This window comes from Limnobacter sp. (genome assembly GCF_036405155.1).
Classification (GTDB): Bacteria; Pseudomonadota; Gammaproteobacteria; order Burkholderiales; family Burkholderiaceae_B; genus Limnobacter.
In genome coordinates, this window is sequence record NZ_DASWYD010000004.1 from 473,297 (window position 1) to 497,945 (window position 24,649).

General features: G+C 56.0%; 27 protein-coding genes and 1 pseudogene. 16 read left to right on the forward strand and 12 right to left on the reverse strand.

Annotated elements, in window-relative coordinates:
- The first annotated feature begins 49 nt into the window (after positions 1 to 49).
- Positions 50 to 1,099, forward strand: coding sequence for a hypothetical protein (locus VGE55_RS06090; protein ID WP_331130804.1), 1,050 nt, complete (start codon positions 50 to 52; stop codon positions 1,097 to 1,099).
- A 5-nt stretch (positions 1,100 to 1,104) separates the two neighbouring features.
- Here the strand turns inward: VGE55_RS06090 and VGE55_RS06095 are convergent, their stop codons facing one another.
- The gene (locus tag VGE55_RS06095; RefSeq protein WP_331130805.1) at positions 1,105 to 1,719 is read right to left on the reverse strand and encodes a TetR/AcrR family transcriptional regulator; all 615 of its coding nucleotides are present in this window, start codon (positions 1,717 to 1,719) and stop codon (positions 1,105 to 1,107) included.
- Between the two features lie 99 nt (positions 1,720 to 1,818).
- On the opposite strand from VGE55_RS06095, the gene VGE55_RS06100 reads away from it, so the two are divergent.
- From VGE55_RS06100 to VGE55_RS06145, 10 genes and pseudogenes are all read left to right on the forward strand, one after another.
- A complete protein-coding gene (locus VGE55_RS06100; RefSeq protein WP_331130806.1) occupies positions 1,819 to 2,709 on the forward strand; it encodes an SDR family NAD(P)-dependent oxidoreductase in 891 nt (296 codons plus the stop codon).
- A 24-nt stretch (positions 2,710 to 2,733) separates the two neighbouring features.
- Positions 2,734 to 3,660, forward strand: a complete 927-nt coding sequence (locus tag VGE55_RS06105) for a hypothetical protein (RefSeq protein ID WP_331130807.1) — start codon at positions 2,734 to 2,736, stop codon at positions 3,658 to 3,660.
- 35 nt (positions 3,661 to 3,695) lie between these two features.
- Positions 3,696 to 5,246: an NAD(P)/FAD-dependent oxidoreductase gene (locus tag VGE55_RS06110; protein ID WP_331130808.1), complete on the forward strand. Its 1,551-nt coding sequence runs from the start codon at positions 3,696 to 3,698 to the stop codon at positions 5,244 to 5,246.
- 75 nt (positions 5,247 to 5,321) lie between these two features.
- A pseudogene (gene chrA, locus VGE55_RS06115) lies at positions 5,322 to 6,656 on the forward strand (chromate efflux transporter); the annotation flags it as partial.
- Positions 6,657 to 6,689: 33 nt separating this feature from the next.
- Positions 6,690 to 6,992: a DUF5329 domain-containing protein gene (locus VGE55_RS06120; RefSeq protein WP_331130880.1), complete on the forward strand. Its 303-nt coding sequence runs from the start codon at positions 6,690 to 6,692 to the stop codon at positions 6,990 to 6,992.
- A 472-nt stretch (positions 6,993 to 7,464) separates the two neighbouring features.
- The gene (locus VGE55_RS06125) at positions 7,465 to 7,896 is read left to right on the forward strand and encodes a PaaI family thioesterase (protein ID WP_331130809.1); all 432 of its coding nucleotides are present in this window, start codon (positions 7,465 to 7,467) and stop codon (positions 7,894 to 7,896) included.
- A 151-nt stretch (positions 7,897 to 8,047) separates the two neighbouring features.
- A complete protein-coding gene (locus VGE55_RS06130; protein WP_331130810.1) occupies positions 8,048 to 8,911 on the forward strand; it encodes a flagellin in 864 nt (287 codons plus the stop codon).
- 246 nt (positions 8,912 to 9,157) lie between these two features.
- Positions 9,158 to 9,865, forward strand: a complete 708-nt coding sequence (locus VGE55_RS06135) for an ABC transporter permease (protein ID WP_331130811.1) — start codon at positions 9,158 to 9,160, stop codon at positions 9,863 to 9,865.
- Entirely contained in the window at positions 9,858 to 10,622 is a 765-nt protein-coding gene (locus tag VGE55_RS06140; RefSeq protein ID WP_331130812.1) for an ATP-binding cassette domain-containing protein, read from the forward strand. The genes VGE55_RS06135 and VGE55_RS06140 overlap by 8 nt, the downstream gene beginning before the upstream one ends.
- 3 nt (positions 10,623 to 10,625) lie before the next feature.
- On the forward strand, positions 10,626 to 11,507 hold the full coding sequence (locus tag VGE55_RS06145) for a substrate-binding domain-containing protein (protein WP_331130813.1): 882 nt from the start codon (positions 10,626 to 10,628) through the stop codon (positions 11,505 to 11,507).
- Between the two features lie 19 nt (positions 11,508 to 11,526).
- Here VGE55_RS06145 and VGE55_RS06150 read toward each other — a convergent pair whose 3' ends face one another.
- Complete coding sequence (locus VGE55_RS06150) at positions 11,527 to 12,495, reverse strand: helix-turn-helix transcriptional regulator (protein WP_331130814.1); 969 nt, start codon at positions 12,493 to 12,495, stop codon at positions 11,527 to 11,529.
- A gap of 74 nt (positions 12,496 to 12,569) precedes the next feature.
- Here VGE55_RS06150 and VGE55_RS06155 point away from each other — a divergent pair, with 74 nt between their 5' ends.
- Positions 12,570 to 13,628, forward strand: a complete 1,059-nt coding sequence (locus VGE55_RS06155) for a DUF475 domain-containing protein (protein WP_414674964.1) — start codon at positions 12,570 to 12,572, stop codon at positions 13,626 to 13,628.
- Positions 13,629 to 13,643: 15 nt separating this feature from the next.
- Here VGE55_RS06155 and aroQ read toward each other — a convergent pair whose 3' ends face one another.
- A complete protein-coding gene (gene aroQ / locus VGE55_RS06160; RefSeq protein WP_331130815.1) occupies positions 13,644 to 14,075 on the reverse strand; it encodes a type II 3-dehydroquinate dehydratase in 432 nt (143 codons plus the stop codon).
- A gap of 110 nt (positions 14,076 to 14,185) precedes the next feature.
- Here aroQ and VGE55_RS06165 point away from each other — a divergent pair, with 110 nt between their 5' ends.
- On the forward strand, positions 14,186 to 14,959 hold the full coding sequence (locus VGE55_RS06165; protein WP_331130816.1) for a glutathione S-transferase N-terminal domain-containing protein: 774 nt from the start codon (positions 14,186 to 14,188) through the stop codon (positions 14,957 to 14,959).
- Here VGE55_RS06165 and VGE55_RS06170 read toward each other — a convergent pair.
- From VGE55_RS06170 to VGE55_RS06195, 6 genes are all read right to left on the reverse strand, one after another.
- On the reverse strand, positions 14,947 to 15,456 hold the full coding sequence (locus VGE55_RS06170; RefSeq protein WP_331130817.1) for a hypothetical protein: 510 nt from the start codon (positions 15,454 to 15,456) through the stop codon (positions 14,947 to 14,949). The genes VGE55_RS06165 and VGE55_RS06170 overlap by 13 nt on opposite strands.
- Positions 15,453 to 15,905 (reverse strand): hypothetical protein, encoded by a 453-nt coding sequence (locus VGE55_RS06175; protein ID WP_331130818.1) that lies wholly within the window; start codon positions 15,903 to 15,905, stop codon positions 15,453 to 15,455. Before VGE55_RS06175 ends, VGE55_RS06170 begins: the two co-directional genes overlap by 4 nt.
- A 72-nt stretch (positions 15,906 to 15,977) precedes the next feature.
- Positions 15,978 to 17,102, reverse strand: a complete 1,125-nt coding sequence (locus VGE55_RS06180; RefSeq protein ID WP_331130819.1) for a beta-ketoacyl-ACP synthase III — start codon at positions 17,100 to 17,102, stop codon at positions 15,978 to 15,980.
- A gap of 154 nt (positions 17,103 to 17,256) precedes the next feature.
- The gene (locus VGE55_RS06185; RefSeq protein WP_331130820.1) at positions 17,257 to 17,484 is read right to left on the reverse strand and encodes a hypothetical protein; all 228 of its coding nucleotides are present in this window, start codon (positions 17,482 to 17,484) and stop codon (positions 17,257 to 17,259) included.
- A 645-nt stretch (positions 17,485 to 18,129) separates the two neighbouring features.
- Positions 18,130 to 18,909: a hypothetical protein gene (locus VGE55_RS06190; protein ID WP_331130821.1), complete on the reverse strand. Its 780-nt coding sequence runs from the start codon at positions 18,907 to 18,909 to the stop codon at positions 18,130 to 18,132.
- 3 nt (positions 18,910 to 18,912) lie between these two features.
- A complete protein-coding gene (locus tag VGE55_RS06195; RefSeq protein WP_256765599.1) occupies positions 18,913 to 19,125 on the reverse strand; it encodes a hypothetical protein in 213 nt (70 codons plus the stop codon).
- A 171-nt stretch (positions 19,126 to 19,296) separates the two neighbouring features.
- On the opposite strand from VGE55_RS06195, the gene VGE55_RS06200 reads away from it, so the two are divergent.
- The 3 genes from VGE55_RS06200 to VGE55_RS06210 all read left to right on the forward strand — a co-directional run bounded on the left by VGE55_RS06200 (position 19,297) and on the right by VGE55_RS06210 (position 21,402).
- Positions 19,297 to 19,749: a thioesterase family protein gene (locus tag VGE55_RS06200; protein WP_331130822.1), complete on the forward strand. Its 453-nt coding sequence runs from the start codon at positions 19,297 to 19,299 to the stop codon at positions 19,747 to 19,749.
- 80 nt (positions 19,750 to 19,829) lie between these two features.
- Positions 19,830 to 20,759 (forward strand): alpha/beta hydrolase, encoded by a 930-nt coding sequence (locus VGE55_RS06205; protein WP_331130823.1) that lies wholly within the window; start codon positions 19,830 to 19,832, stop codon positions 20,757 to 20,759.
- 259 nt (positions 20,760 to 21,018) lie between these two features.
- A complete protein-coding gene (locus VGE55_RS06210) occupies positions 21,019 to 21,402 on the forward strand; it encodes a 5-carboxymethyl-2-hydroxymuconate isomerase (protein ID WP_331130824.1) in 384 nt (127 codons plus the stop codon).
- Positions 21,403 to 21,438: 36 nt separating this feature from the next.
- Here VGE55_RS06210 and VGE55_RS06215 read toward each other — a convergent pair whose 3' ends face one another.
- The 3 genes from VGE55_RS06215 to VGE55_RS06225 form a co-directional block, all read right to left on the reverse strand.
- Positions 21,439 to 22,209, reverse strand: a complete 771-nt coding sequence (locus VGE55_RS06215) for a lipase family alpha/beta hydrolase (RefSeq protein ID WP_331130825.1) — start codon at positions 22,207 to 22,209, stop codon at positions 21,439 to 21,441.
- Between the two features lie 716 nt (positions 22,210 to 22,925).
- Positions 22,926 to 24,203: an NAD(P)/FAD-dependent oxidoreductase gene (locus tag VGE55_RS06220; protein WP_331130826.1), complete on the reverse strand. Its 1,278-nt coding sequence runs from the start codon at positions 24,201 to 24,203 to the stop codon at positions 22,926 to 22,928.
- A gap of 10 nt (positions 24,204 to 24,213) precedes the next feature.
- Positions 24,214 to 24,573: a c-type cytochrome gene (locus VGE55_RS06225; RefSeq protein ID WP_331130827.1), complete on the reverse strand. Its 360-nt coding sequence runs from the start codon at positions 24,571 to 24,573 to the stop codon at positions 24,214 to 24,216.
- Positions 24,574 to 24,649 lie beyond the last annotated feature (76 nt).

Below are 24,649 nucleotides of genomic sequence, written 5' to 3' on the forward strand. Positions count from 1 at the left end.
GCAAATCGGCTATGCTTGTGGGTGTTGAATATCAGGCGGATTGGCAGGCATGTTGGGCAGCAAAGCGCGTACGGTGGTAAGGACATTGGCATTGGCAGGCTTGGTGTGGACCCTGCAGCCAGATGCACAGGCCGCCGTTGCTGGCCCGGACATTTGCTGGATACAGCACCGCGCGACCATTTACGAATACACCTGTGCCGGTCAATCATTGCCGGCCGACGGTCAGGACTATGCTTTGTCTCTGTGGGTGCTGACGGGAAACGACAGCAATGTCGTGATTGACACCGGCCCCACCACTGAAGTGGGCAAGGCGGCGGCGCACGCCATTCTCGAGAAGTTTGGCAACAAAACCCTGTGGCTGCTCAATACCCAACCCAAGCCGGAACACGTGTTGGGCAATCTGGGGTTTCGCCAAGCCTTGGGCAACCCGCCCGATTTTGGCAAGCAAGTGGTGGCCACCAAAAAAACAGCGGAGTTGATGCAGGCCCGTTGCGGCAAATGCATTGAAAACCTCGGAGCGCGTTTGGGCAAGACTGCCATGGCCAACACACAACCTGTTGTTCCTCAAAAACTGCTGCTCAAAACCAAAGGGACCCTGTGGATTTTGGGCAAGGAGTGGGGCAGTTGGGACTATTCCACCGAGGACAATCTGGAAAGCGAGCAGGCGTTGATGCTCAGCAACACCGGCTTGAATGTGATGTGGGTGGGGTCGGCTGTTCAGCCACGTCCAGCGCCCGATCTGTTTGACGGCAAGGTGGGCGACCGTATCAATTACCTGGCCAAGTTGCAAACCCAAATGAAGCCCGACACGCTGCTCATGAGCTCATTTGGTGCGCTCGACCCCAGCTGGGTGGAGCGCAATCTGACCTATTTCCGGAACTTGCAGACTCGCATTTTGTTTGAGCTGGACCTGGGCACCAATGAAGTGGATTTGATTGATGAACTGGGCAAGCCACCGGCCAATGCAGAGCCACCGGCCACACGCATCACGGCGCAGGGCAATGTGGACTTGAACCCCGCATGGACCGCCCGCGACATTGAAAACCACCAGTTGAACATTCAACGCATCATCCGGCAGACTGAGGGTCTGTTGTTTTAAAGGCCTCAGGCGGCCAGCAACTCCAGTTCGCGCTCCACGTAATGCCCAGCCATGTCCGCCAGGCCTTGGGCCAGGTCATCGAAACTAAAGCCCGGGTTGGGGTGGTTCAAATAGCGGATCATGGTGGACATGCCACTGTTGATGAAGATGTACGCCACCGTCTGCAGGCGGTTCATCCGCAAAATTTCGGGGTGTGCAATGGCATGCTGCACAAACAAATCACTCAAGGCCCGGTAAATGGGCACAAAGGGCACGTGCCGCTCCATTAGGGCCGATTCCCGCGCACAGCGTAGGTAGCGCTCATTGTTTTTGTTCAGGAATTGGGCGGTTTCCACGATCAATTGGTGAATGGCATCCCGAAGCGAAACCCGAACAATGTTGGGGGTTACCCGCTGGATCAGCTCCACCATTTCCTTTGAAAAGCGTTCGCCCATGGCCGCATAAATGGCCTCTTTGTTGTCGAAATATTCATAAATCGACCCCACGCCAACCCCTGCATATTCAGCGATTTGGCGCGTTGTGGCGCCCAAGGCACCGTGCTCGGCCACCGCAATAAAAGCGCCTTCCACAATGGCGTCCACCGTGTGTTTGGAGCGTTGCTGTTGGGGTTTTCTGGGCATGGTCAGGGGTCCTGAAAGGGGGTTGAATCCGAATTGAATCCGAACAAACGTTCGTCTTAATATGACATTGTTCAATGATACGGTCAAGAAGGAAAACGAATGTTCGGTAAAAAAATCAGCAAACAGGCCAACGCAGTCGTGACAGGCGCGGGCAGTGGTATTGGTCGGGCCTTTGCGCTGGAAGTGGTTCGCCGGGGCGGCCGGGTGGTGGTTGCAGACATCAGCCTGGACCGTGCGCAGGAAACCGTCGAACTGATTCGGGACCAGGTGGCCGGTAAATTGAAAAACCCGGACCTGGTGTTTGTTGACCAAGCCTGGGCGGTCCAGTGCGATGTGTCCAAGTTGAAAGACGTGGAGGCACTCGCACTGGAGGCCGAACGGTTGTTTGGCGGCACAGCAGAGCGCAGCGCCATTGATGTGGTGGTGAACAATGCGGGCGTTGGCTTGGGCGGTCTACCCGTGGGTGAAATACCCATGGAGGACTGGAAATGGGCCTTGGGCGTCAACCTGTGGGGCGTGATTCACGGTTGCCATGTGTTTGCCCCCCGTTTGAAGGCCCGCGGGCGCCTAAAGCGTGCCGGCATCATCAATGTGGCCTCCACAGCCAGTTTTGCAGCCGCGCCCCTGATGGGCCCTTACAACGTCACCAAGGCAGGCGCCTTGGCGCTCAGCGAAACCCTGGCGGCTGAACTGGCGGGCAGCGGGGTGAATGTGACCGCACTGTGCCCCACCTTTGTCAAAACCAACATCACGCGGGATGGCCGAATTGCCGGTGGGTCCAGTCAGTTTGCCGACAAGCTGATGCAGTGGACCGGTGTGTCGGCCGATGCCGTGGCCAAAGAAACCCTGGATGCCTTGGACAAAGGGCAGCTGTATGTGCTGCCCCAACTGGATGCCCGGATGATTTGGCGAATGAAACGCCTCATGCCCGGAAGCTACACCCGCGGTGCCGGTTTGTTGGCCCGCATGGCCGCCAAAACCCTTTCTTGATAAACGCAGCAACAGGAGTGCAACATGCCGCAATTGGATCTTGAAAAAACCCTTCGACGCATCAAGGAAAACCAGTGGGCGCTGGCCGATTTCGACTGGGACGCACCCGGTGCAGAAATGATTTCGGAAGAGCAATGGCCCAAACTCAAAGCCTTCATGGCCGACCTGACCTGGATTGAGCACATTGGTGCGCGCGGTTTTGCTGCCATGGCCAAGAAAGCCCCCAACGACACGCTGCGCGAAATTTACACCTGGTTTCACGCAGAAGAGCAGCGTCATGCCAACGCAGAACTGGCCTTGATGCGCCGCTGGGGCATGCTGAAAGACGGTGAAATTCCCGAACCCAACATCAACCTGCGTTTGACGATTGAATGGCTGGACAAATACAGCGACGAAATGCCGCTGAATGTACTGGGCAGCGTCATCCCCATGCTGGAGGTGACACTGGATGGTGCCTTGTGCAAGTTCCTGCTGGATGAGGTGAAAGACCCGCTGTGCCACCAGGTGTTCAAGCACATCAATGCTGATGAAGCCCGCCACCTGGGCGTGGACTTCCACGTGCTGGAAATGTTGGGACATGGGCCTACTTACCGCCTAGCACTCGAAACCCTGGCCACTGCCATCAACCCCAAACTGTTGCTGGGCGTGGCCGTGTACTTCCCGCTGCTGAACAAAATGCGGGACAACATTGTTGCCATGGGCTTGAAAGAAGAAAAGTTGTATGAGGCCATGGCCAAGTTTGAAAAATACGGTGGTGAAACACCGGAAGGGCGCCGCAACCCCTGGTTTCAGTTGATGCGCATGCATGGCCGCTGGGTGATTGACCGCAGCAACAAGCTGTACCACGTGCCGGTGGACGCTGCGGTGAAAGCATCGGGCTACATCCCGAAAAGCTGGTTGCCCAAAGTGCCCACCTGGGTCAACAAACTGACCTGGCAACCCACGGCTTGAACGTTTAAAAACCGATTGATGACGGACATTCACCCATGAAAACACCCACCAGCGCGGCTTTAAAAGCCAACGCACCCAAAACCACAGCCAAAAGCCGACGCGGTCCGTCCAGCATGGTGTATGACACCCTGATTGTCGGCGCAGGCTTTGCAGGCCTGGGCACCGCCATCAAGTTGCGTGAGAATGGTGTTCACAAACTGGCCATTCTGGAACGGGCCAGCGAGGTGGGCGGCACTTGGCGGGACAACCAGTACCCCGGTGCAGCCTGCGACATTCCGTCCAACCTCTACAGCTTTTCATTTGCGCCCAATCCAAATTGGTCCCGCAGCTACTCGGGCAGCCGGGAAATTCTGGCCTATGTCAAAACCCTGGTGAGTGATTTTGGTCTGGAACCGCTGATTCACTTTCAACAGAACGTCACGAGCCTTGAGCTGGATGAAGCCACCGGTGTGTGGAACCTGCACACGGACAACGGTGAGGTGTGGCGTGGCCGGGCGGTGGTCATGGCTTCTGGGCCGTTGGCCAATGCATCTCTGCCCAAGATTGAAGGGATCGACAGCTTCAAGGGCAAAAAAATGCACAGTGCCCGTTGGGACCATGACTATGACTTTTCAGGCAAGCGCGTTGCGGTGGTGGGCACTGGGGCCAGTGCCATTCAGATTGTGCCCGAGCTGGTGAAAAAGGCCGCCAAACTCAAGGTGTTTCAGCGCACGCCGCCTTGGGTGATGCCTCGGCCCGACTTTGCTTCATCGGGCTTGACCCGCAGGCTATTTGCCAAAATGCCGATTACCCAAAAGGCTGTGCGTGAAGCGCTGTATTGGACCCATGAAAGCATGGCGCTCGCCGTGATTTGGGACTCGCCCCTGAGCCGGGTGGGTGAACGCTTGGGCAAAGCGTTTTTGAATGCCCAGGTGAAAGACCCTTGGCTGCGCCGTCAGCTTCAGCCCGATTACACCCTGGGCTGCAAGCGCATTTTGGTCAGCAATGACTATTACCCAGCGCTGCAGCAACCCAATTGCGAACTGATCACCTGGCCGATTGCGCGCATTTGCGAGGACGGCATTCGCACTGCCGAGGGCATTGAACACCAGTTTGACTGCATTGTGTTTGCAACCGGTTTTGATGTGCCCAAGAGTGGCACACCGTACCCGGTGAAGGGCATCGGCGGGCGTGTGTTGGCACAGGAGTGGAGCAGGGGGGCGAAGGCTTACAAAAGCATCAACATCAGTGGTTACCCAAACCTGTTCATCATGTTTGGCCCCAACAGTGGCCCGGGCCACAACAGCGCTTTGGTTTATATGGAGCAACAAATTGGCTACGCCGTGAAGGCCATTCGCCACATTGTGGACGGGGCCCCCAAGCTGCTGGATGTGAAGCCAGAGGTGCAGGAGCGCCACAATGTGGACCTTCAGCGCCGCTTGGCCAAGACCAACTGGAACAGCGGATGCAAAAGCTGGTACCTCACCGACGATGGGTTTAATGCGACCATGTACCCGGGCTTTGCCACCCAGTACGCCCAGCAAATGGGTACGCTGGACTTGAAAGCTTACCGGGAGATGCGGGTTCAGGTGAGCGCAGTGGCCTGATGTTTGTTGGAGCGGGTGGCCTGAAATCGACATTCGGGCTGGTAGACTAGACTCAGTATTCTTCCGAGGCTGAGCATGTTGCCCACATCACCAGACCCAGGCTCAACGCCTGAGCCCGTATCGTTTCGCGAAGCCTTCTGGTTCTGGCTCAAGCTGGGCTTTATCAGTTTTGGTGGCCCAGCCGGGCAAATTTCCATCATGCACCAGGAGCTGGTTGAAAACCGCCGCTGGATTTCCGAGCGGCGTTTTCTGCACGCCTTGAACTATTGCATGGTGTTGCCGGGCCCCGAGGCCCAGCAATTGGCCACCTACATTGGCTGGTTGATGCACCGCACCTGGGGCGGTATTGTGGCGGGTGCCTTGTTTGTGTTGCCTTCGCTGTTCATCTTGGTGGCCTTGTCGTGGGTTTACATCGCATTCGGTGATGTGTCACTGGTGGCGGGTTTGTTTTACGGCATTAAACCAGCGGTGGCGGCCATCGTGGTGCAGGCCGCACACCGCATCGGTTCCAAAGCCCTCAAGAATGGCTGGATGTGGACCATCGCCGCTTTGGCCTTTGTCGGCATTTTTCTGTTCAACGTCCCGTTCCCTGTGATTGTGTTGGCTGCAGCCACGATGGGTGCGGTGGGTGGGCGCTTGAAGCCTGCCGTGTTTGCCATGGGCGGCGGGCATGCAGCTGCCAAAGCCAGCTATGGGCCAGCCCTCATCGACGATGACACCCCAACACCGCCGCATGCGTTATTTTCCAAAGGACGCTTGGCCAAGGTGCTGGCAGTGGGCCTTTTGCTGTGGCTATTGCCCATGGCGGTGTTGATGGTTGTGTATGGCTGGCAAGGCACCTTGACCCAAATGGGCTGGTTTTTTACCAAAGCCGCTTTGATGACATTTGGCGGGGCCTATGCCGTGCTGCCCTATGTGTATCAGGGAGCGGTGTCGCATTTTGAATGGCTGACGGCGACCCAAATGATCGATGGGCTGGCTTTGGGTGAAACCACACCGGGTCCTTTGATCATGGTGGTGGCTTTTGTGGGCTTCGTGGGTGGCTACACCCGTGAGGTGTTTGGGCCCGAGCACTTGTTTTGGGCGGGCGCTGTGGCCGCCACCGTGGTGACCTGGTTTACCTTTCTGCCATCGTTTGTATTTATTCTGACCGGCGGCCCGTTGGTGGAAACCACCCACAATGATCTGAAATTCACTGCGCCATTGACTGCGATTACCGCGGCCGTTGTTGGGGTGGTGTTGAATTTGGCCATTTTTTTTGGTTACCACGTGTTGTGGCCGCAAGGTTTGGAAGGGCGGTTTGACTGGGTGTCTGCCCTTATTTCCCTGGGGGCGGCAGTGGCGTTGTTCAAGTACAAACGCAATGTGATCCACGTGATTGCCGTGTGTGCATTGATTGGTTTTGCCATCCATGCGTTACCCGCGAAGGCGGCACCCACGCCAGTGGCCCAACGTGAAATCGAGCATTTGTTGGCGTTTGTTGAACAATCCCCCTGTGAGTTCAACCGCAACGGCAGTTGGTACACCACCAAAGATGCGGTGAAGCACATTCGCCGCAAATACCAATACTTGTTGGACCGTGATTTGACCGACACGGCGGAGCTGTTTATTGAACGGGCTGCATCTGAAAGCAGTTTTTCCGGTAAGGCCTACCAGGTGCGCTGCCCGGGGCAGGCGGTGGTGCGCAGTGGGGATTGGTTGCGGGCGGAGTTGGCACGGTATCGAGTCAAGCCCGGTGGCCACTGAGCTTGTGACGGTTTTTCTTGCCCGGCAATACCGGTAGCCCGGTCTGCTTTATAGCCTCCGGCAATACCGTAGCCTGGTCTGTTTTACAGCCCCCAGCAATACCGGAAGCCCGGTCCGAACGCCCCCCGAAAAGCAAAGGTTGCCCCTTGCATGTCGAACCGTCCCGAGAACTCGCGCCGATGGCGCTCAGACATCTCGGTCCGTGTGTTCGAATGCTGTGCGGGTCAAACCGATCGGGGGGCTGACTGTTCGGCACCGGACCACCGGCATTACTAGGGGCTCGGTGTAAGCGGCCTGCGAGGCCCAGGTTTTGAACAACAGATTGGCCGTCGCCAAGGGGAGTGACCGAGCAGAGCCTCAGCCTCGCCCCTCGCCCGGGGTTGTGACCCTGCAGAGCCGCAATTCAGTATCGGGTTGCCGCTCAAACCTTGATCATGCACAATGCCCATAATAATTACTTAAAAATACAAAAATGACAGAAAAAGGAAATACTCCGGTCACCAAAGACATGCTGAACCACTTCATGGAAACCCAGTTTCCACAAAGCCGCTGCGTGGTGGAAAAGGTGGATGCGGAGGAGGCGGTGATTCGCCACAAAATCGGTTTTAGCGAACTACGGCCCGGTGGAACGGTGGCTGGCCCGGTCATGATGCTGGTGGCCGATGCAGCCCTGTATGTGGCCATTTTGGGCCGTATTGGCCTGGTGCCGCTGGCGGTCACCACCAACCTGAACATCAACTTCCTGCGCAAACCTTCGGCTGAGCGGGACATCATCGGCAAATGCCGCCTCATCAAGCTGGGCAAGGTACTGGCCATTGGCGAGGTGTGGGTGTATTCCGAAGGCGACGATGAGCCAGTGGCTCATGCAACGGGCACGTACTCCATCCCCCCACAAAAGAACTAACGCAAACAGCACGCAAATATTTTTAACACAACCCTCAAGTTTGATTTTTCAGGGGCGTTAAATGCTTCACACGGCAGCGCACTGCTTGGCTCGATCCAGACAGGCAGCTGACCGAAATGAACCATAAAACACACTGCTTGGAGAAATCATCATGTTGGGAATCAATACAAACGTCGCTTCGCTGACCGCTCAGAAAAACCTGTCCATGTCCGGTGCCGGTCTGGACACCGCCATTGCCCGCCTGTCTTCCGGCCTGCGCGTGAACAACGCCAAGGACGATGCCGCTGGCCTGGCCATCGCTGAGCGCATGAATGCACAAATCAAGGGCTACGCTGTGGCCGCACGCAACGCCAACGATGGCACCTCGCTGCTGCAAGTGGCTGACGGCGCCATGGGTAAGATTGCCGACAACCTGCAGCGCATGCGTGAACTGGCTGTGCAAGCCAAAAACGGCTCGCTCAACCCCACTGACCGTGTGAACCTGAACCGCGAATACGTGGAACTGGCCAACGAAGTGGACCGCATCACCAGCGGCACCACCTTCAACGGCAACGCCGTGTTCAGCTCGGCCAACAAGAGCATGGCCTTCCAGATCGGTACCGGCAACGCCACCACCGACACGCTGACCGTGAACCTGACCGATGATGCCACCGGTGCCGGCAACGACCTGACCACCATCCTGACCAACGGTGCAGCCTCCATTCAGGCCAACCTGGGCGGTGTGGACACGGTGGCCAACGCCACCACGGCCATCACCCAGCTTGACGCGTCCATCGACGCCATCACCGGTATCCGTGCCGTGGTGGGTGCCGGTCAAAGCCGTCTGGAACAAGTGGCCGCTTTCGCCGATATCCAGAACACCAACCTGTCCACAGCCCGTGGCCGCATCATGGATGCCGACTTCGCCAAGGAAACCGCAGCGCTCACCCGCTCGCAGATTCTCCAGCAGGCCGGTACCGCCATGCTCGCCCAGGCCAACCAACTGCCCAACAACGTACTGAGCCTGTTGAAGTAAACCGAATTTTCGTCCAAGCATCCGGTTGAGGTCCAACACCTCGACCGGTTTACGGCAGACTGCACCGGCCCCATGGCTTGATGCACCTGCCTTTTTTGACGTTCTCGTTTTCCCTTGCTTTGCAGTTTGCTCTGCTTTTTTATGCTGACTTTTGCATTTTTTACATCTAAACTCAGTTAATACAAAAAATATGCAGGTTTGTGCCAACGGATAAACCCAAGCCAAGCCGCAAAACAGGTTGTCGGGATGCAGGACTTTCAACAGGCGTTTGTACAAGCCTTCACTTTGATCGGCTCAGCCGATCCAAAACTCGTTGAGATTATTTCGTTGTCGCTTCAAGTCACTTTGACAGCGGTGTCCGTGGCCTGCGTGATTGGTTTCCCGGTGGGGGCATTGCTGGCGGTGGCCCGTTTTCCCGGTCGGATGAGTGTCGTGGTCTTACTCAACTCGCTCATGGGCTTGCCGCCCGTGGTGGTCGGTTTGTGTGTTTATCTCATGCTGTCAGCTGCCGGCCCATTCGGTTATTTGCGCCTGCTGTATACGCCCACAGCCATGGTGATTGCACAAACCGTGTTGGTCACCCCGATTGTGGCGGCACTGGCCCGGCAGGTGATCGAAGACCTGCATGCGGAGTACGATGAATTGCTCCGCTCCATGAATGCCTCGCGCTTTCAAACCGTATGGACCCTGTTGGTGGATGCGCGCTACTCGCTCTTGACCGCTGCATTGGCCGGTTTGGGTCGGGCCTTTGCCGAAGTGGGTGCGGTGGTGATTGTGGGTGGCAACATCGACCGTGTCACCCGCGTCATGACCACCACCATTGCCCTGGAAACATCCAAAGGTGAATTGGCTTTGGCCCTCGGTCTGGGATTTATCTTGATCCTGTTGTCCATCCTGATCAATGGCAGCCTGTTTATCCTCAAGCAGGCGGCGGAGCGGATGTCCTATGCTTAAGGTCAACCCGGACATTCGCCTGCTGGCCCCGGCCGTCACTTCCGCAGATTTGCTGCCGTTGACGCTGCGTAACATCAGTCTGCGGTTTCGGACCAAAACCGTGTTCGACGACTTCAACCTGACCCTGGACAACACGGGCATCACCGCCCTCATGGGCCCCAACGGCGCTGGCAAAAGCCTTGCGCTTCGTCTATTGGCCGGTTTGGTCAAACCCGATTCGGGTTTCGTACTGGCCGGGTCATCCCGGTATTTACCCCGCAATCGATTCGCCATGGTGTTTCAACGGCCTGTTCTATTGCGCCGAACTGTGGAAGGCAACCTGTTGCATGCGCTCAAGGTGGCCGGTCTGGATGCCACCGAGCGACCAATCCGCTTGACTGAATTGCTGGCGTTGGGGCAATTGCAAAACCTGCTGAAATCGCCTGCAAGGCGGCTGTCCGGCGGCGAGCAGCAACGCCTCTGCCTGTTAAGGGCCTTGGCATCGCGCCCCAGCGTGTTGTTTTTGGATGAACCCACCGCAAGCCTGGACCCACAAGCCACTGCGCTGATTGAGGACTTGATTCGACGGATCTCGGCCTGTGGCGTGAAGGTGGTGATTGTGACCCATGACCAGGGACAAGCCGCGCGGATCGCTGATGAGGTGGTGTTTATTCACCAGGGCCGAATGCTGGAACAGGCGCCTGCCAGCGAATTTTTGCGGAATCCATCCACCCCGCAGGCCAAAGCCTATTTGGCGGGCGAGTTGCTGATTGATTGATTGATGACTATTGAACCGTTGAAAACCCAGGAGGTACACACCATGATGCACCGTTTTACCCGCGCGGTTGCCGCGTTTTCATTGGCAGCCGCCACCATGGCCACCGCCGGCCTGGTGCAGGCCGACGACAAATTCATCGTGGTGCAGTCCACCACCTCGACACAAAACAGCGGCTTGTTTGACTACCTTTTGCCCAAATTCACGGCCGAAACTGGCATTCAGGTGCGCGTGGTGGCGGTGGGTACGGGCCAGGCCATCAAAAATTCCATGAATTGCGACGGGGATGTGCTGCTGGCCCATGCCAAATCGGCTGAAGAAAAATTTGTGGCTGAAGGCTACGGCGTGAAGCGCACGGATGTGATGTACAACGACTTTGTGATCGTGGGCCCCAACAATGATCCAGCGGGCATTGCCGGTTCCAAGGATGTGGTGAAGGCCATGGCCACCATTGCGCAAAAAGGCGCCTTGTTTGCCTCACGGGGTGATGATAGTGGAACCTACAAAAAGGAAATGGAGGTGTGGCAAGCCGCCAAAGTGGATGTGAAAGCCGCCAGTGGCAAGTGGTACCGCGAGACCGGTTCTGGCATGGGTGCAACATTGAACACGGGCGTGGGCATGGGGGCTTATGTGTTGGCCGACCGGGCCAGTTGGCTGGCTTTTGGCAATAAAGCCGGTTACAAGATTGTGGTGGAAGGCGACCCCGTGCTGTTTAACCAGTATGGTGTGACGGTGGTGAACCCGGCGAAATGCCCCAATGTAAAAACGGATTATGCCAACGCCTTTGCCAACTGGTTGTTGTCAGCCAAAGGACAAAGCACCATCACTGGCTTTCAGTTGAACGGTCAGCCCATGTTCTTTCCCAATGCACCCAAAACCAAAGGCTAAGGCCGGGAAGGACCATACGCTATTCGGGCAGCCACACCACTGCGCCCAGCCCAGTGGTGTCGTAGCCTTTCAGTTGTGTAGCCTTGGCGCTGAAGGCGGGGCTGCGTGTAAATGCCAGCAGGGCTTGAAAAGGTTTGTCAAAATAACTGCGGCGGTCCACCAACAGGTCGAACCGCTCTTGCCGTGTGGGCACAAACCCCAGTCCAAACTGCAAGGCCAGGCATTGCAGCCCGGGTGCTGCGTCAGCCTCCCCGCTGGCCACTGCGGCCAGAGCCTCACTTTCTGTTCGGCATATCGCCGTGGTAAGAATGGATTCCCTGGCGATCTGCCGTTCGCTCAACAAAGTATTTAAAAGAATGCTGGCACCTGCGCCTGATTGGCGAATCGCAAGACGTTTGCCTGGCAAGTCAGCCACCCCTTGAATGTTCATGGGGTTACCCTGCGCAACGATCAATCCTTGCTGGCGCCATGCCCATTGAATGAGCACCACGGGCTGTTGGTCGAAACGGGTTGATACAGCGTGCTGGTTGAATTCGCCCATGTTGGAGTCAATGACATGCAAACCGGTTGCCATGGCTGAACCCTGTTCAAACACATCCAGCCCAGCCAGGCTGCCATCCAGCTGCAAAGCCAGGCCGCAAGCCGATTCCCGAATGGCCCATTCCAGCAGAGGGTCGTGACTACCAGCCAACACACTGGGGCGCACCGCATGAGCTTGTGGCGCAGTCGGTGTAACGCTGTCGTGACGAGACACCCAGTCCAGAAACGGTTGTTTGGGGAACAGCAGCTTGCCCGTGAGTTTCACGCAGGGAACCCGGCCTTCCGAGGCCAGTTCATAGATTTTCCGTTCCTTCAGGCGAAGTATGTCCGCCACTTCTTTGGTGGTGAAAAACTCGGGTGCTACTGGACTGTCGGTGGGACTGGGCATGGTGAATGGATACGGTTGGGCTACGGCATGCAATACGCCTGCAAAGATTAACAGATTCAACAGCCCGGTTTTTCCTAGGTGTTAAAGCCGGGTTGACGGCAGGGCAGGAATGTTTACACTGGCACGGTTTGTCAATGTTCAGGATGCAAGCTGTGCTCAAAACCTACGGTTTTTCATTGGTATTCTCGTCGGTGTGTACCGCCTTGGCCTTGTGGTGGGGGCATCACACGGGCATGGGCATGTTGCCTGCCCTGTGGCTGGTGGCGGTTTTGGGCATTCTGGAAATTTCCCTGTCGTTCGACAATGCGGTGGTGAATGCGGCGGTGCTTCGGCAAATGACACCGTTCTGGCAAAAAATGTTTCTGACGATCGGCATCCTGATTGCCGTATTCGGCATGCGCTTGCTGTTCCCCATCGTCATTGTGGCGGTCATCACCGGCCTGGATCACTCTGCCGTGGTTCAAATGGCCATGAGCAATCCGGATGAATACGGCAAAGTATTGACCGACGCCTACCCCATGATTGCCACCTTTGGTGGTTCGTTTCTGTTGATGGTGTTTCTGGGTTTCATGCTCGACCCTGAACGCGAGATTTTCTGGTTAACCCCGCTGGAAAGCCGCCTGATTGAACTGGGCAAACTGGATAGCATGAACGCGCTGCTGGCCCTGATTGTCGTGTCCATCACGGCGTTGATGGCCGACCCTGCGCTGCAATTCAAAGTCTTGTTGAGTGGTGTGTCTGGCGTTGTGTTGTTCGTAGCCATCAGCACGCTGGACCAGGTGTTTGAGCAGCGCATGGAGGCCATGACCGGTGAAAAGGCGGAAGGTAGCCTCACCAGCACCGTGGGCAAGATGGGTTTTTCAGCCTTTTTGTACCTGGAGGTGCTGGATGCCAGCTTCAGCTTCGACGGCGTGGTGGGCGCGTTCGCCATAACGCGCGATGTGGTCATCATCATGCTGGGTCTGGCCATCGGAGCCATCTTCGTGCGATCAATCACCATTGACCTGGTGCGACGCGGTGTGCTGGAGCAGTACGTGTACCTCGAGCATGGTGCCCACTACGCCATTGGCGTGCTGGCCGCCATCATGTTTGTGGGCACGAAGGTGCACATTCCCGAGGTGGTGACCGGGGTGATTGGCATTGCGTTTATTGTGGCCGCCTATTGGTCGTCGGTGCGTGCACGGCGGGGTTAGGTTGCCGTTGGTCGATTACTTCGCGTTCAAGTGCTTTAGCGCATACGAGTAACCCAGCCAACCCATCCCGCAAATCACACCCTCCGCAATGTCTGAAAGGTACGAGTGGTGCCGAAAGGCTTCCCGTCGGTGAATGTTGCTCAAATGCACTTCCACAAAAGGAATGGCCACGCCCGCCAGTGCATCGCGAATGGCAATGCTGGTGTGTGTGTAGCCGCCCGGGTTGATCACAATCCCGGTCACATCTTCCACCTTGGCTTTGTGGATGCGGTCGATCAGGTCGCCTTCGTGGTTACTCTGGTAAGTCAGGAGCTCGAACTTTTCCTGCTCGGCCTGCTGGTGCAGCGCTTTTTCAATGTCCAGCAAGGTCATGTGGCCATACACCCCGGGTTCGCGGGTGCCCAGCAGGTTCAGGTTGGGGCCATTGATGAGCAGCAGTCGTTTCACAGGAATCTCCGAGTCTGGTGGCGCACTTCTAATTGCAGTTCTTGCATTCTAGTGCATGCTGGCTTTGGGCTACACTGCTGTGCAACAACACAACACATGAGACAGACACCATGAGCACTCAAATTGATGCAGTCATCAACCTGTTTTCCGGCACAGTGCGCGGCTGGCGGGGCACCTTGGTGCGCGGACGTGCCCGCAAAGCACCTGAAAAAATGCTGAAGCTCTATGACATTGAAGTGAGCCCGTACTGTCGTCTGGTGCGCGAGGCCCTCTCTGAAATGGATTTGGATGTGTTGGTTTTGCCTTGTCCTGCCGGTGGCAAGCGGTTCCGTCCTGAGGCCAAAAGCCTGATCCCCAACACCACATTTCCCATGCTGGTTGACGACAACACGGGTGTTGTGATGAATGAATCGGCCAAGATTATTGATTACATCGCCACCACCTATGAGGGCAAAGTCCGTGCGCAAACAGGCCTTGGGCGCCAGTTGGCCGTGGGTACCTCCATGCTTTCCAGTGTGTTTCACGCCAGGCCGGGTGGTTTGACTGGCATGAAGGCACGCCCATCCAAAGCACCTGAGCAGCCACTGATTTTGTACAGCTTTGAAGCCAGCCCGTTTTCCAAGCCTGTGCGCGCACGCCTGTGCGAACTTGAAATTCCGTATGTGTTGAAAAACACGGCCAAGGGTGCCATGACCGATATGGGCCCACCGGTATTCCGTGACAAGCTATTCAAGGCACCGAAGGGCACCACACCCAACCGCCAGTGGTTGGCCGAACAGACCGGCAAGGTCCAAGTGCCGTACCTGATCGACCCCAACACGGGCGTGGCCATGTACGAGTCAAACGATATTTTGAAATATCTGGACAAGACCTACGGGGCTTGATTGGCGTGGGCGTTTTGTCCCGCGAGTAAGCGCTGTTTCAAACTGGGGATGTCTTGGGTCGAGACATCCCTGACCTTCCAAATGCGGAACTGTTTCACCACCTGGAGCGTGATGAATTCCGTATGACCTGACACATTCAATTCGACTTGAATGCGCTGAATTTTTTTTCGCGATGGCATCGATCGAATATTTCTGACCTCAACTGCACTCGGATCCTGACAGCTACAGAGTGGATCTGCTGAAAGTTGTCCCAGTTCACCGCTGGTGGCCTGTTTTTTTTGTTCTTGGAGAATCAGTTGGAGAAGTGGCTCGGCGTATATACGTTCGGGCTTGTCCAGTGACGATGCCGTCGAATCGCTACGGTAGATTTCTGAGTAATACGCTTGTATCGCTTGTACCGCGCTCTGGTCACGCTCGACGGCTTGAGTGGAAAACGAGGTGGACAAGCAAAGCATGAATACCAGGGCGCGGACGAGCGCTTGGATAGGTCTTTTCATGATGGATCGCCTGCGTATTTGAAAATTGCAACGTCTGGAGAAACCTGACGATACAATGGGCCACCCCACATATCGATTTGTTTGAAATCGGAGTACCAAAATTCGCCTGTGAACATGGCAATGTGGCCTTCAGAACGACCACCGGGAACGTTGGGGATAACGGCTATGTCACCTAGCTCAGGTTTGTATCGACGACAATCTTGATTGTCAATTAAGACCCCCTTCGTCAAGCGAATATTCTTGAAGCCGTATCGCTCAAGTACCGGGTTAAACAACTTGGCTTGACCAATTGTTGGCCTAATCATTACTCCACCTGCGTCCAGCGCAAGCCTGATGTGCAAAGCACACTTACTCTGGGTTGTTGCAGATGCCAAACTGATCAGGGTTGACACTGCTTTCTCAACATCGAACATTTTTCGCTCGCTCCATGGTTTCGGCGCGATATTCAAACACGTTCAATGTGATGAGTAGAAACACCCAGTCCGATGAAATGAACTCGGGGGATGCCCAGCGGAATCCGATTAATGTTTCCGCACAACAACGCTACCGATCGAGTAGCCGGCTCCGAATGAACAAATCACGCCGACATCGCCAGTGTTCAAATCTTTGTTGTGGCGGTGGAAGGCGATGATGGAGCCCGCCGAGGCGGTGTTGGCGAACTCGTCGAGAATGATGGGTGCCACGTCGGCTGAAAACTCTTTGCTGCCCAACAGCTTTTTGGCAATCAACTGGTTCATGCTGAGGTTGGCCTGGTGCAGCCAGTAACGGCGCACATCATGGGCAGAATTCAATCCCAGGGTTTCCAGGTGGGTGCTCATGTGCTCTGCCGCCATCGGGCACACTTCCTTGAACACTTTGCGCCCTTCCTGCATGAAGAGTTTGTCGCGGCCTTGAGGGTCGGCATCTTCCGAGCGATTCATGAAGCCGAAATTGTTGCGGATGTTGTTGGAAAACACCGTGGCCAACTTGGTGCCGAGCACTTCCCAGCTACCCGGTTTGGCGGTTTCCAGTCTTTCCACCAAAACAGCCGTGCACACATCACCAAAAATGAAGTGGCAGTCGCGGTCCAGCCAGGCCTGGTGAGCCGAGGTAATTTCCGGGTTGACCACCAACACTGCATTGGCCGTGCCGGTGCGCACGGCATTCACGGCTTGTTCAATCCCGAATGTGGCGGATGAACAGGCCACGTTCATGTCGTACCCAAAACCCTGAATGCCCAGCGCAGATTGAATTTCAACCGCCATGGCGGGATACGCGCGCTGCATGTTGGAGGCAGAACAAATCACCGCATCCACATCGGCTGCCGTTTTTCCGGCATCGGCCATGGCCTTTTTGCAGGCATCCACCGCAATTTCAGCCATCAGGGACAGCTCGCTGTTGGGGCGCTCTTTCAGGTAGGGGTGCAAACGGTCTGGATTGAGAATGCCTTCCTTCTCGATCACATAGCGTTGCTTAATGCCCGAGGCGCTTTCGATGAATGCAGCGGACGATTCGGACAAAGGCTGGAGTTCACCACGCTCGATCTCGGCGGCATGGGCCGCGTTGAATTTGACCACGTAGGCGTTGTACGACTGCACAAGCTCTTCATTGGTGATGATGTGATCGGGAACGAACATCCCCGTGCCGCTGATGGCCACTTTCTGCATAGCAAAGCCCTTGGTGGAAGACAGAGTTTTTGAAATCTGCCTGCAATAATAAAGCCAAAGACCAGCGAAGAGGGGGTTTTAAGCGGGGATTGGGTTGTTGAATTGGGCTGGGCTTTTTGGGCCGACCCAACTCAACGGGATGGATGTTCGCTCATTATTGGAGCGACAGAGCAGGGCTGTTTTGACCAACCTTGCGCAACTGCTGGACCACGATGAGCGCGACCTGACCAACCACGAGACAGGCTGCAGCCAGCAGATTGGGGCCTTCCAGGTTGGTGCCATTGATGAATTGAACGCCGGCGTTGACGGTAAAGCCTGTGGCGAGCATGGACATGAACAACACGCCAGGGGTGCGAACGATGGAGTCGAAGAACTGTTTCATGGTGTATCCCTTGTACTGTATTGCGGGAAAGTTCGGGGCCCCGCTTTTAACCCCGGCAAACGGTTTGTTGTTTGCGTGAGTTAATTGTGTACAATTGTACACTAAAAATCAATATGCAATGTTGCGTTTTGCTGGAATGATCGCTCTAATATTTTGCAAAGCATTGTTATTAAAAGGTTATTAAAAGTTTTTTAATTGTGAACGAAAGTGCGCTATCGTTCATTCTTGCTTGGGGCCAATCACTGCGCCTGCTTGTCATGGTTTTGCAGATTGTCCTGAATGTCGTTACAGGGGAGGTGAACCGCGCAGGCCGCGCCCTCAGAAATGCCGGTGTGCCCGGCGCTGAACAGTCAGCCCCCCGAGCGGCTTGGCCCGCACAGCATTCGAACACACGGACCGAGATGTTTGAGCCACGCAGTGGCGAGTTCTCGGGACGGTTCGACATGCGCGGGGCAACCTTTGACTTCGGGGGGCGTTCGAGCCGGGCAACCGGTGTTGCTGGGGGCTTGAAAGAAGCACGGGCGACCGGTGTTGCTGGGGGTCTGAAAGAAGCATGACCCACTGGCATTGCAGGGCGCAATCAAACAGACCGGGCATTGAAAAAAAACCAGGCTCAATCCATGAGCCCGGCTATTCACAACACCATCAAGCCTCGAAGAAAGCCTTCAACCGGTCGGCATAGCCCATTTTCTCGGCCACTGCTTTGCCCTGCGCACGGAAGGTCTTGTTGACCTTGTCTGTGAGCTTGGCCATGCGCTGCTGCGCTTTGGCATCCATTTCTGCTGTAATCAAACCCACTTCCACCAGCAGGTTCTCATCGGTGTAGGCAGCAGCGATGAGTTCCACCAGCTTTTCATCGCTCAGCATGGCGGCCATTTTGGCCACTCGGTCTTTGCGCTGGGCATAAAAGGAAATGTGGAGGTTGGCTGCCGGGTCGGTGATCACTTCCATGATCTCCAACGCTTTCTTTTCTGGAATGTAGTCGGTGAAGCCGCCCAGCACGTGGTACTCGCCCTGTTCAACCAGTTTGGCGGTCACGCGCTTGAGTTGGTCCACCGGCAACTCGGCCAACATGCTGACCGATTTTTCCGGAATCTGCTCACGGGCTACATCGGCCATGAAGTCGGCGTCAAACAGCTTGCACAGGCTGACGGCTTTGCTCATGGGGGTGAAGTACGACATGTTGGCCGTGATCATCGGCCCGAACACCTTGGTGCACAGGGTTGCTGAGATGGAATCCGGGGCGAGTTTGCCGGCACCGGCAATTTTTTCAAACACATGGCCAAACTTGTTCAGCAGCGAGTTTTGAAAGCTGATGCGGACCTTTTGCAAGGCCAGTGCATCCAGCTTGTCCAGATAGCCAAGGTCATCGGGTGTTTTGTGCAGGGCTTGGGCCAGGCGACGCAGTTCAGTGTTTCGATCCATGATTTACAGCCCCAGAATTTTTTTGACTGCACCGCGCAGCAGGAATGGAATATGGCCCATGGCATCGTCCATGCTTTTTTTCAGCGTGGCGTCGTGTTGTTTGTGGGCATGGGCCAAGTCGGCCGCCAGTTTTTTCTGGTCGGCTGCGCTTAGCTTCTCAAGCTCGGGCATCGGTTGTCCGATGGCCTCCAGCAATGCGGGGTCTAGTTTGGGCATGTGTGTCTCCGTGCCTTGTTGTGGTGTGACGTTTTGATGAATGATAACCGTGAATCCGCAGCCTGCCTCAGGCCAGCAGGCGATTAGAAGGGAAGGTCGAATTGCCCCGGCTGCATTGCGCTGCACAATCCACGTACACTGCGAAGCTGTTCAACCTGCATCCGCACAACCATGGCCCGCCTGCAACTGCAATTCTCGGACGACGCATTTATTTTTGAAACCCAGCTGACGGTTCGAATCACCGACATCAATGCGGGCAATCACCTGGCCAACGACTCGATGATCTCGATGATTTCGGAAGCCAGGGCGCGTTTTTTGTTTCACTTTGGCGTGGAGGAAATCACCGAAGACAAAACGGGCATCATCGTCACCGACCTCGCTACCATGTACAAAAGCGAGGCCCATGCCCGCGACCAACTGCGCTTCGAAGTTGGCGTGATGGACTTCAACAAGTATGGCTGCGACATTATTTTCCGGATCACACGGCCTGCTGATGGGCGTTTGATTGCCTTGGCCAAATCGGGTTTTGTGTTTTTCAATTACGACCACAGCAAAGTCGTTCCCATGCCATCGCAGGTGTTGGACACCTTTACCAAAGCACTCGCTGAGAAAAAGATTCGCTGAGCTTTGGGGCCATACCACTTCAACGGTTTGCGGGTGTTGTACAGTCATCGGGTTTTCAAACGATTGTTCGAACAGCCGCCATGTACAAACCCCAGTATCAACCGGAATCACGCTTTCTTGATTTGCGTGGCCTGAAGTCCCATGTGTTGAGCTGGGGGGAGCCCAGCAAACCTTTGGTGGTGATGGTGCATGGCTGGATGGACATGGCTGCCAGTTTCCAGTTTGTGGTGGATGCCCTGCTGGCGCAGACCGCTGGTGCCTACCGTGTGGTCGCTTTGGACTGGCGGGGGTTTGGTCAATCCGACTGGCCTGTGGCACAGGGCTGCCCGGGTGTGCGTTCGTACTGGTTTCCGGACTACTTGGCTGACCTGGATGCTTTGCTGGATCAACTGTCGCCCGATCGCCCGGTTCACTTGGTGGGCCACAGCATGGGCGGCAATATCGCGATGTTGTATGCGGGTGTTCGACCCGAGCGCATCAAGACCTTGGTGAATCTGGAAGGTTTTGGCATGCTCGACTCCCCAGCCGAGAAAGCACCCAACCGCTATGCGAAATGGCTGGATGAGCTGAAAACGCCCCATCAATTGCGCAACTACCCTGATTTGAACGCAGTGGCCGCACGCTTGCAAAAAACCAACGCGCGCCTGTCCAACGACAAAGCCCTGTTTTTGGCCCAGTATTGGGCCAAACCCGTGGGCGATGCCTACCAATTGCTGGGTGACCCTGCGCACAAAATCATGAATCCGATCGGTTATCGCCTGGCCGAGGCGCAAGCCAGCTGGGCGGCCATTCAAGCCCCGGTGCTGCATGTGGAGGCCGCACAAACCGAGGCCGGACTGTGGCTAAGCAAGGCGGGCGAGCCGGTGGACTTCAACGCATTTCGCAAGCGGTTTGACTGCGTGAAGAACTGGCAATGCAGCATTGTTCAGGAGGCTGGCCACATGTTGCACCATGACCAACCGGTTGAGGTGGCCAGGTTGTTGAGCGCGCATTTTGAACGCCGCCTGTGACCTTGGGGATTTTTGGAAAACGAAACCGTTCTGCTTGGCCGCGAGTAAAACCTTCCAGACCAGCAGATAAAAAAAAGCCGGCACCCCTTGAGGAGCCGGCTTAACCTTTCTCACTTGCGGAGAAGAGGAGACATGAGGTTGATCACTGTTACAGCGATCAATGTAAGTATTTTGTCTTCATCGAGCGTCGTCAGCAAGTGAATTTGTAGATGATTCATACTAGACAATTCTTTGAACTTTCATGGTGTTGTAAGAAAACATGCCCCATCTGATTGTGCACACCAGCGGAAATTTGAAAGGTCTGGATGAGTCCTGGCTTCTGTTGCAGGCCAACCGGGCGCTGATGGCCTCGGGATTGTTCATGGATGCGGACATCAAGTCGCGCGTGGTGCGTTGCGACAGTTTTCGGGTGGGGGTGGACAGCCACGAGGAAGAAACCCACGCATTTGTGGCAGCGCGCCTTGCCGTACTCAGCGGACGTGAGTTTTCCCTGCGTGAGCATTTGGGGCTTCTTTTGCAGAGGACGTTGGAGCGCTGCTTGGCAGGGTTTGACCACTTACAGGTTCAACTGACCGTTGAGGTGGTTGAAATCGAATCGGAGTTGTACTTCAAGTCGGTGATTGGCAAACAAACCCAGATTTGAAACCGACGTGGGTTTGTTTGACCGAATGCAGCGCAATCAGATGCCCAGCAATTGGTGGGGGTTGTCGATCTGGCATTGCCGCTTCAGGATCCAGGCCAGGCGAGGGTCGTCCAGCACCGCCATGTGGCCTGATGCATCAATGTGATGGTGTTGTGCCCCGGGCAGTTGGGCAAATTCGGGGCCCAGTATCAAAGCGTCGGGTGTGACCACAATGCTGCTCATGCGGTGGCGCTGGTGCCGGTCCTCACCGTTTAACTCGGTCAGAAATTCACTGCCGGGCATCATGTCCACCACGCAATCACCAATGCCGAGGTGGGCCATTTTTGTTCCGTTGTTCGGCGACGCCAAGGTGAACAGGTGTTGCACTTGGGCGTGACTGTCCCAGCGGGTTGACATGGCTTTGCGAACAATCAAACCACCCATGGAATGCCCCAGCAAGTATATGGGGCTGTTTTCGCATTCCGGTTTGGCCACCAAATGGTCCAAAAATTGACCGAAGTCGGCCGACATGTCCCGAACCGAGGCCAACACGTAGCGCGGCGTATACAGCGCCACGCGCATGCCTGAGAACACCAGCTCCTCGTACAGTGCGGCAAAGCAGCCCGGGCGCTCAATGTAACCCGGCACCATGACCACCAGCGGCAATTGACGATTGTGAAAGTTGGCACTGTAGGTTGGCAGAAGCTTTGGAACCCGTTGGCGAAACAGAAAGCTCAGGCCCATGAGGTAACCCTCGCGGACGGCGACTTTGGCTGCACCGCCCAATGTCAGGGGGCCGGTGTTTTGAACAGGTGGTCGAGCGGACATGCGGGTCTCCTTGCTTCAGGCGTGCTGTGCGCTTGTTGTTGTCTTTACTCTATGTCTGGTTTGCTCGATTCTTGTTCCTGAATAACGGCAGTTTTCGGGTTTAGTTGAGCATTTGCTCATATCATCAGCAAGTCTTGGGCCAGGTTTTGGTGTGGGGGTGTGGTTTTTCGGCACGTCGTGCATCTCACTAAAGGTATTTGTAGCGGCCTGCGCGGCTACCTCACCCTTCGCGACGGCCAATCTGTGTTTCAAAACCTGAGCCTCGCGATCGCTGAGGTCGACCCTCCAAAAGAGACGGTCGGGAATCGACCTCTGGGCCAGCCGGAAGGCTGTGCCCACCGCGCCTGCTTGTCACGGTTTTGCAGATTGTCCTGACTGTCGCTGCAGGGGAGGTGAACCGCGCAGACCGCAGCGAAGGTGCCACCAAATTGCACCGAGTCTTTTTGCCCCAAGCAATGCCTGTATGCCCGGCGCCGAACAGTCAGCCCCCCGATCGGTTTGACCCGCACAGCATTCGAACACACGGACCGAGATGTCTGAGCGCCACCGGCGCGAGTTCTCGGGACGGTTCGACATGCGCGGGGCAACCTTTGCATTCGGGGGGCGTTCGGACCGGGCTACCGGTGTTGCTGGGGGCTAACAATAGGCACAGGCAACAAAAAACCCAGGCTCACAGCATGAGCCCGGGTTTCACCAAAACACGCTTCAATCGCCGATCACACCAGCGTATCAGCCCAAATATTCTGAGCCCAGCTCCATGCATACTGACCTTCCAGTTCTGTGGGGCCAGTGGATACACCACCCGAGCCCTCAACCGTCAAGAAAGTTTTTTTCTCGGCGTTGTACGCATGCACACTGGCCACGTGAATGACCTCTTTGGGATTGATGTAGCTGTAGCAGGTGTTGTTCAGTAGCGGTGCAGGGTTGGGCTCCCAGCCGCTGAGTTGCGACACAATGGCTGCTGCCGCCACCTTTGCGTGGCTGTTGGCCATGTGGCCACTTTTGGGCATGAGGGGCGCCACCTGTATGGAATCGCCGATCACATGCACATGGGGCATCACCTTGGACTCAAAGGTTTGGTAATTCACCTCGGCCCAGCGCCCGTTCAAGTTGGCAACGCCCAGGTCTACGGCGAGCTTGCCTGCACGCATGTCAGGCAACAGGTTCAGCACCTCACCTTGCACCGGTTCTTCAAATTCAAATTTCACGGTTTTGGTGGCAGCGTCCACGCCCGTGACCTTGTGGTTGCCCCGGTATTCCAGAATGCCTTTGTACTGGCTTTCCCACACTGCTTTGAACAACTTGCCTTTGGAGGTAACGTCCGGGTTGGCATCCAGAATAATGACCTTGGATTTTGGCTTGTGCTGCTTCAGGTAATTGGCCACCAGGCTGGCCCGTTCATAAGGCCCCGGTGGGCACCGGTAGGGGGCCAAGGGAATGCTGATGATGAAGTTGCCACCGTCTCGCATGGCTGCAATTTGTTTGTGCAACGCAACCGTATCCGGCCCTGCCTTCCATGCTTGAATGGTTGCGCCTGTTGCATTCGCAGCGTCCAGGCCTTCAATGCTGTTGTGCATCAGGTCAATCCCTGGGGCCAGCACCAATTTGTCGTAGGGCAGGGTTTTGCCCTGCTTGAGTTTGACCAAGCGCTTGTCTGGGTCAATCCCCACTGCATAATCTTGAACGATTTTCACGCCATGGTGTTTGGTGAGCCCGGTGTAGGGGTTGGTGATCTCCTGAATTTGCCGCACGCCACCCACCACCAGGTTGGACATGGGGCAGGATACAAACTGTGCATTGGGTTCAATCAAGGTGACCTCCACCCGCCCTTTGGAAAACAGGCGAATGTACTTGGCAGCGGTTGCGCCACCATAACCCCCGCCAATCACCACCACTTTGCCTTTGGCTGAACCGGCAATGGCCGACAAGGGCAGGCTGCCCATCAAAGTGGCTGCGGCCAGTGCGCTGCCTTGCAGAAATTCGCGACGTTGCATGGTGCCTCCCTCAGTTCTTGTTGCCAAAGTGTTTGGCAATGGTTGTGGCAATCAGGTCGATTTGCTCGTCGGTGTAGCCCTTGGCCAACTGGTGCATCAGCGTGGCAGGCCGCTCGCCAGTCTTGAACCACTTCATGTTGGTGGCAATGTACTCGGCAGATAGGTTGGCCAGCCCCGGCACCGCAGAGCCAGGCGCGCCCTGGCCGTTGGTGCCGTGGCAATTGGCGCAAGTGGCCACCAGGCTGGCAGCACGAAGCTCGGCTTGCGCCTGTTCGTCGCTGTCCTTGGCAGCCATGGCGGGGTTCATCAGGGATACGAAAAGCCCGGCAAGTCCGATCCATCGGACCCCGGTGTGAATGAGGGTGTGCATGTGGTGCCTCCAAGCAGTCAGCCGGGTCTAGCGCCCGGTCGGAAAATTTAGCCCATTGAATTTGAATTAGTGTCAA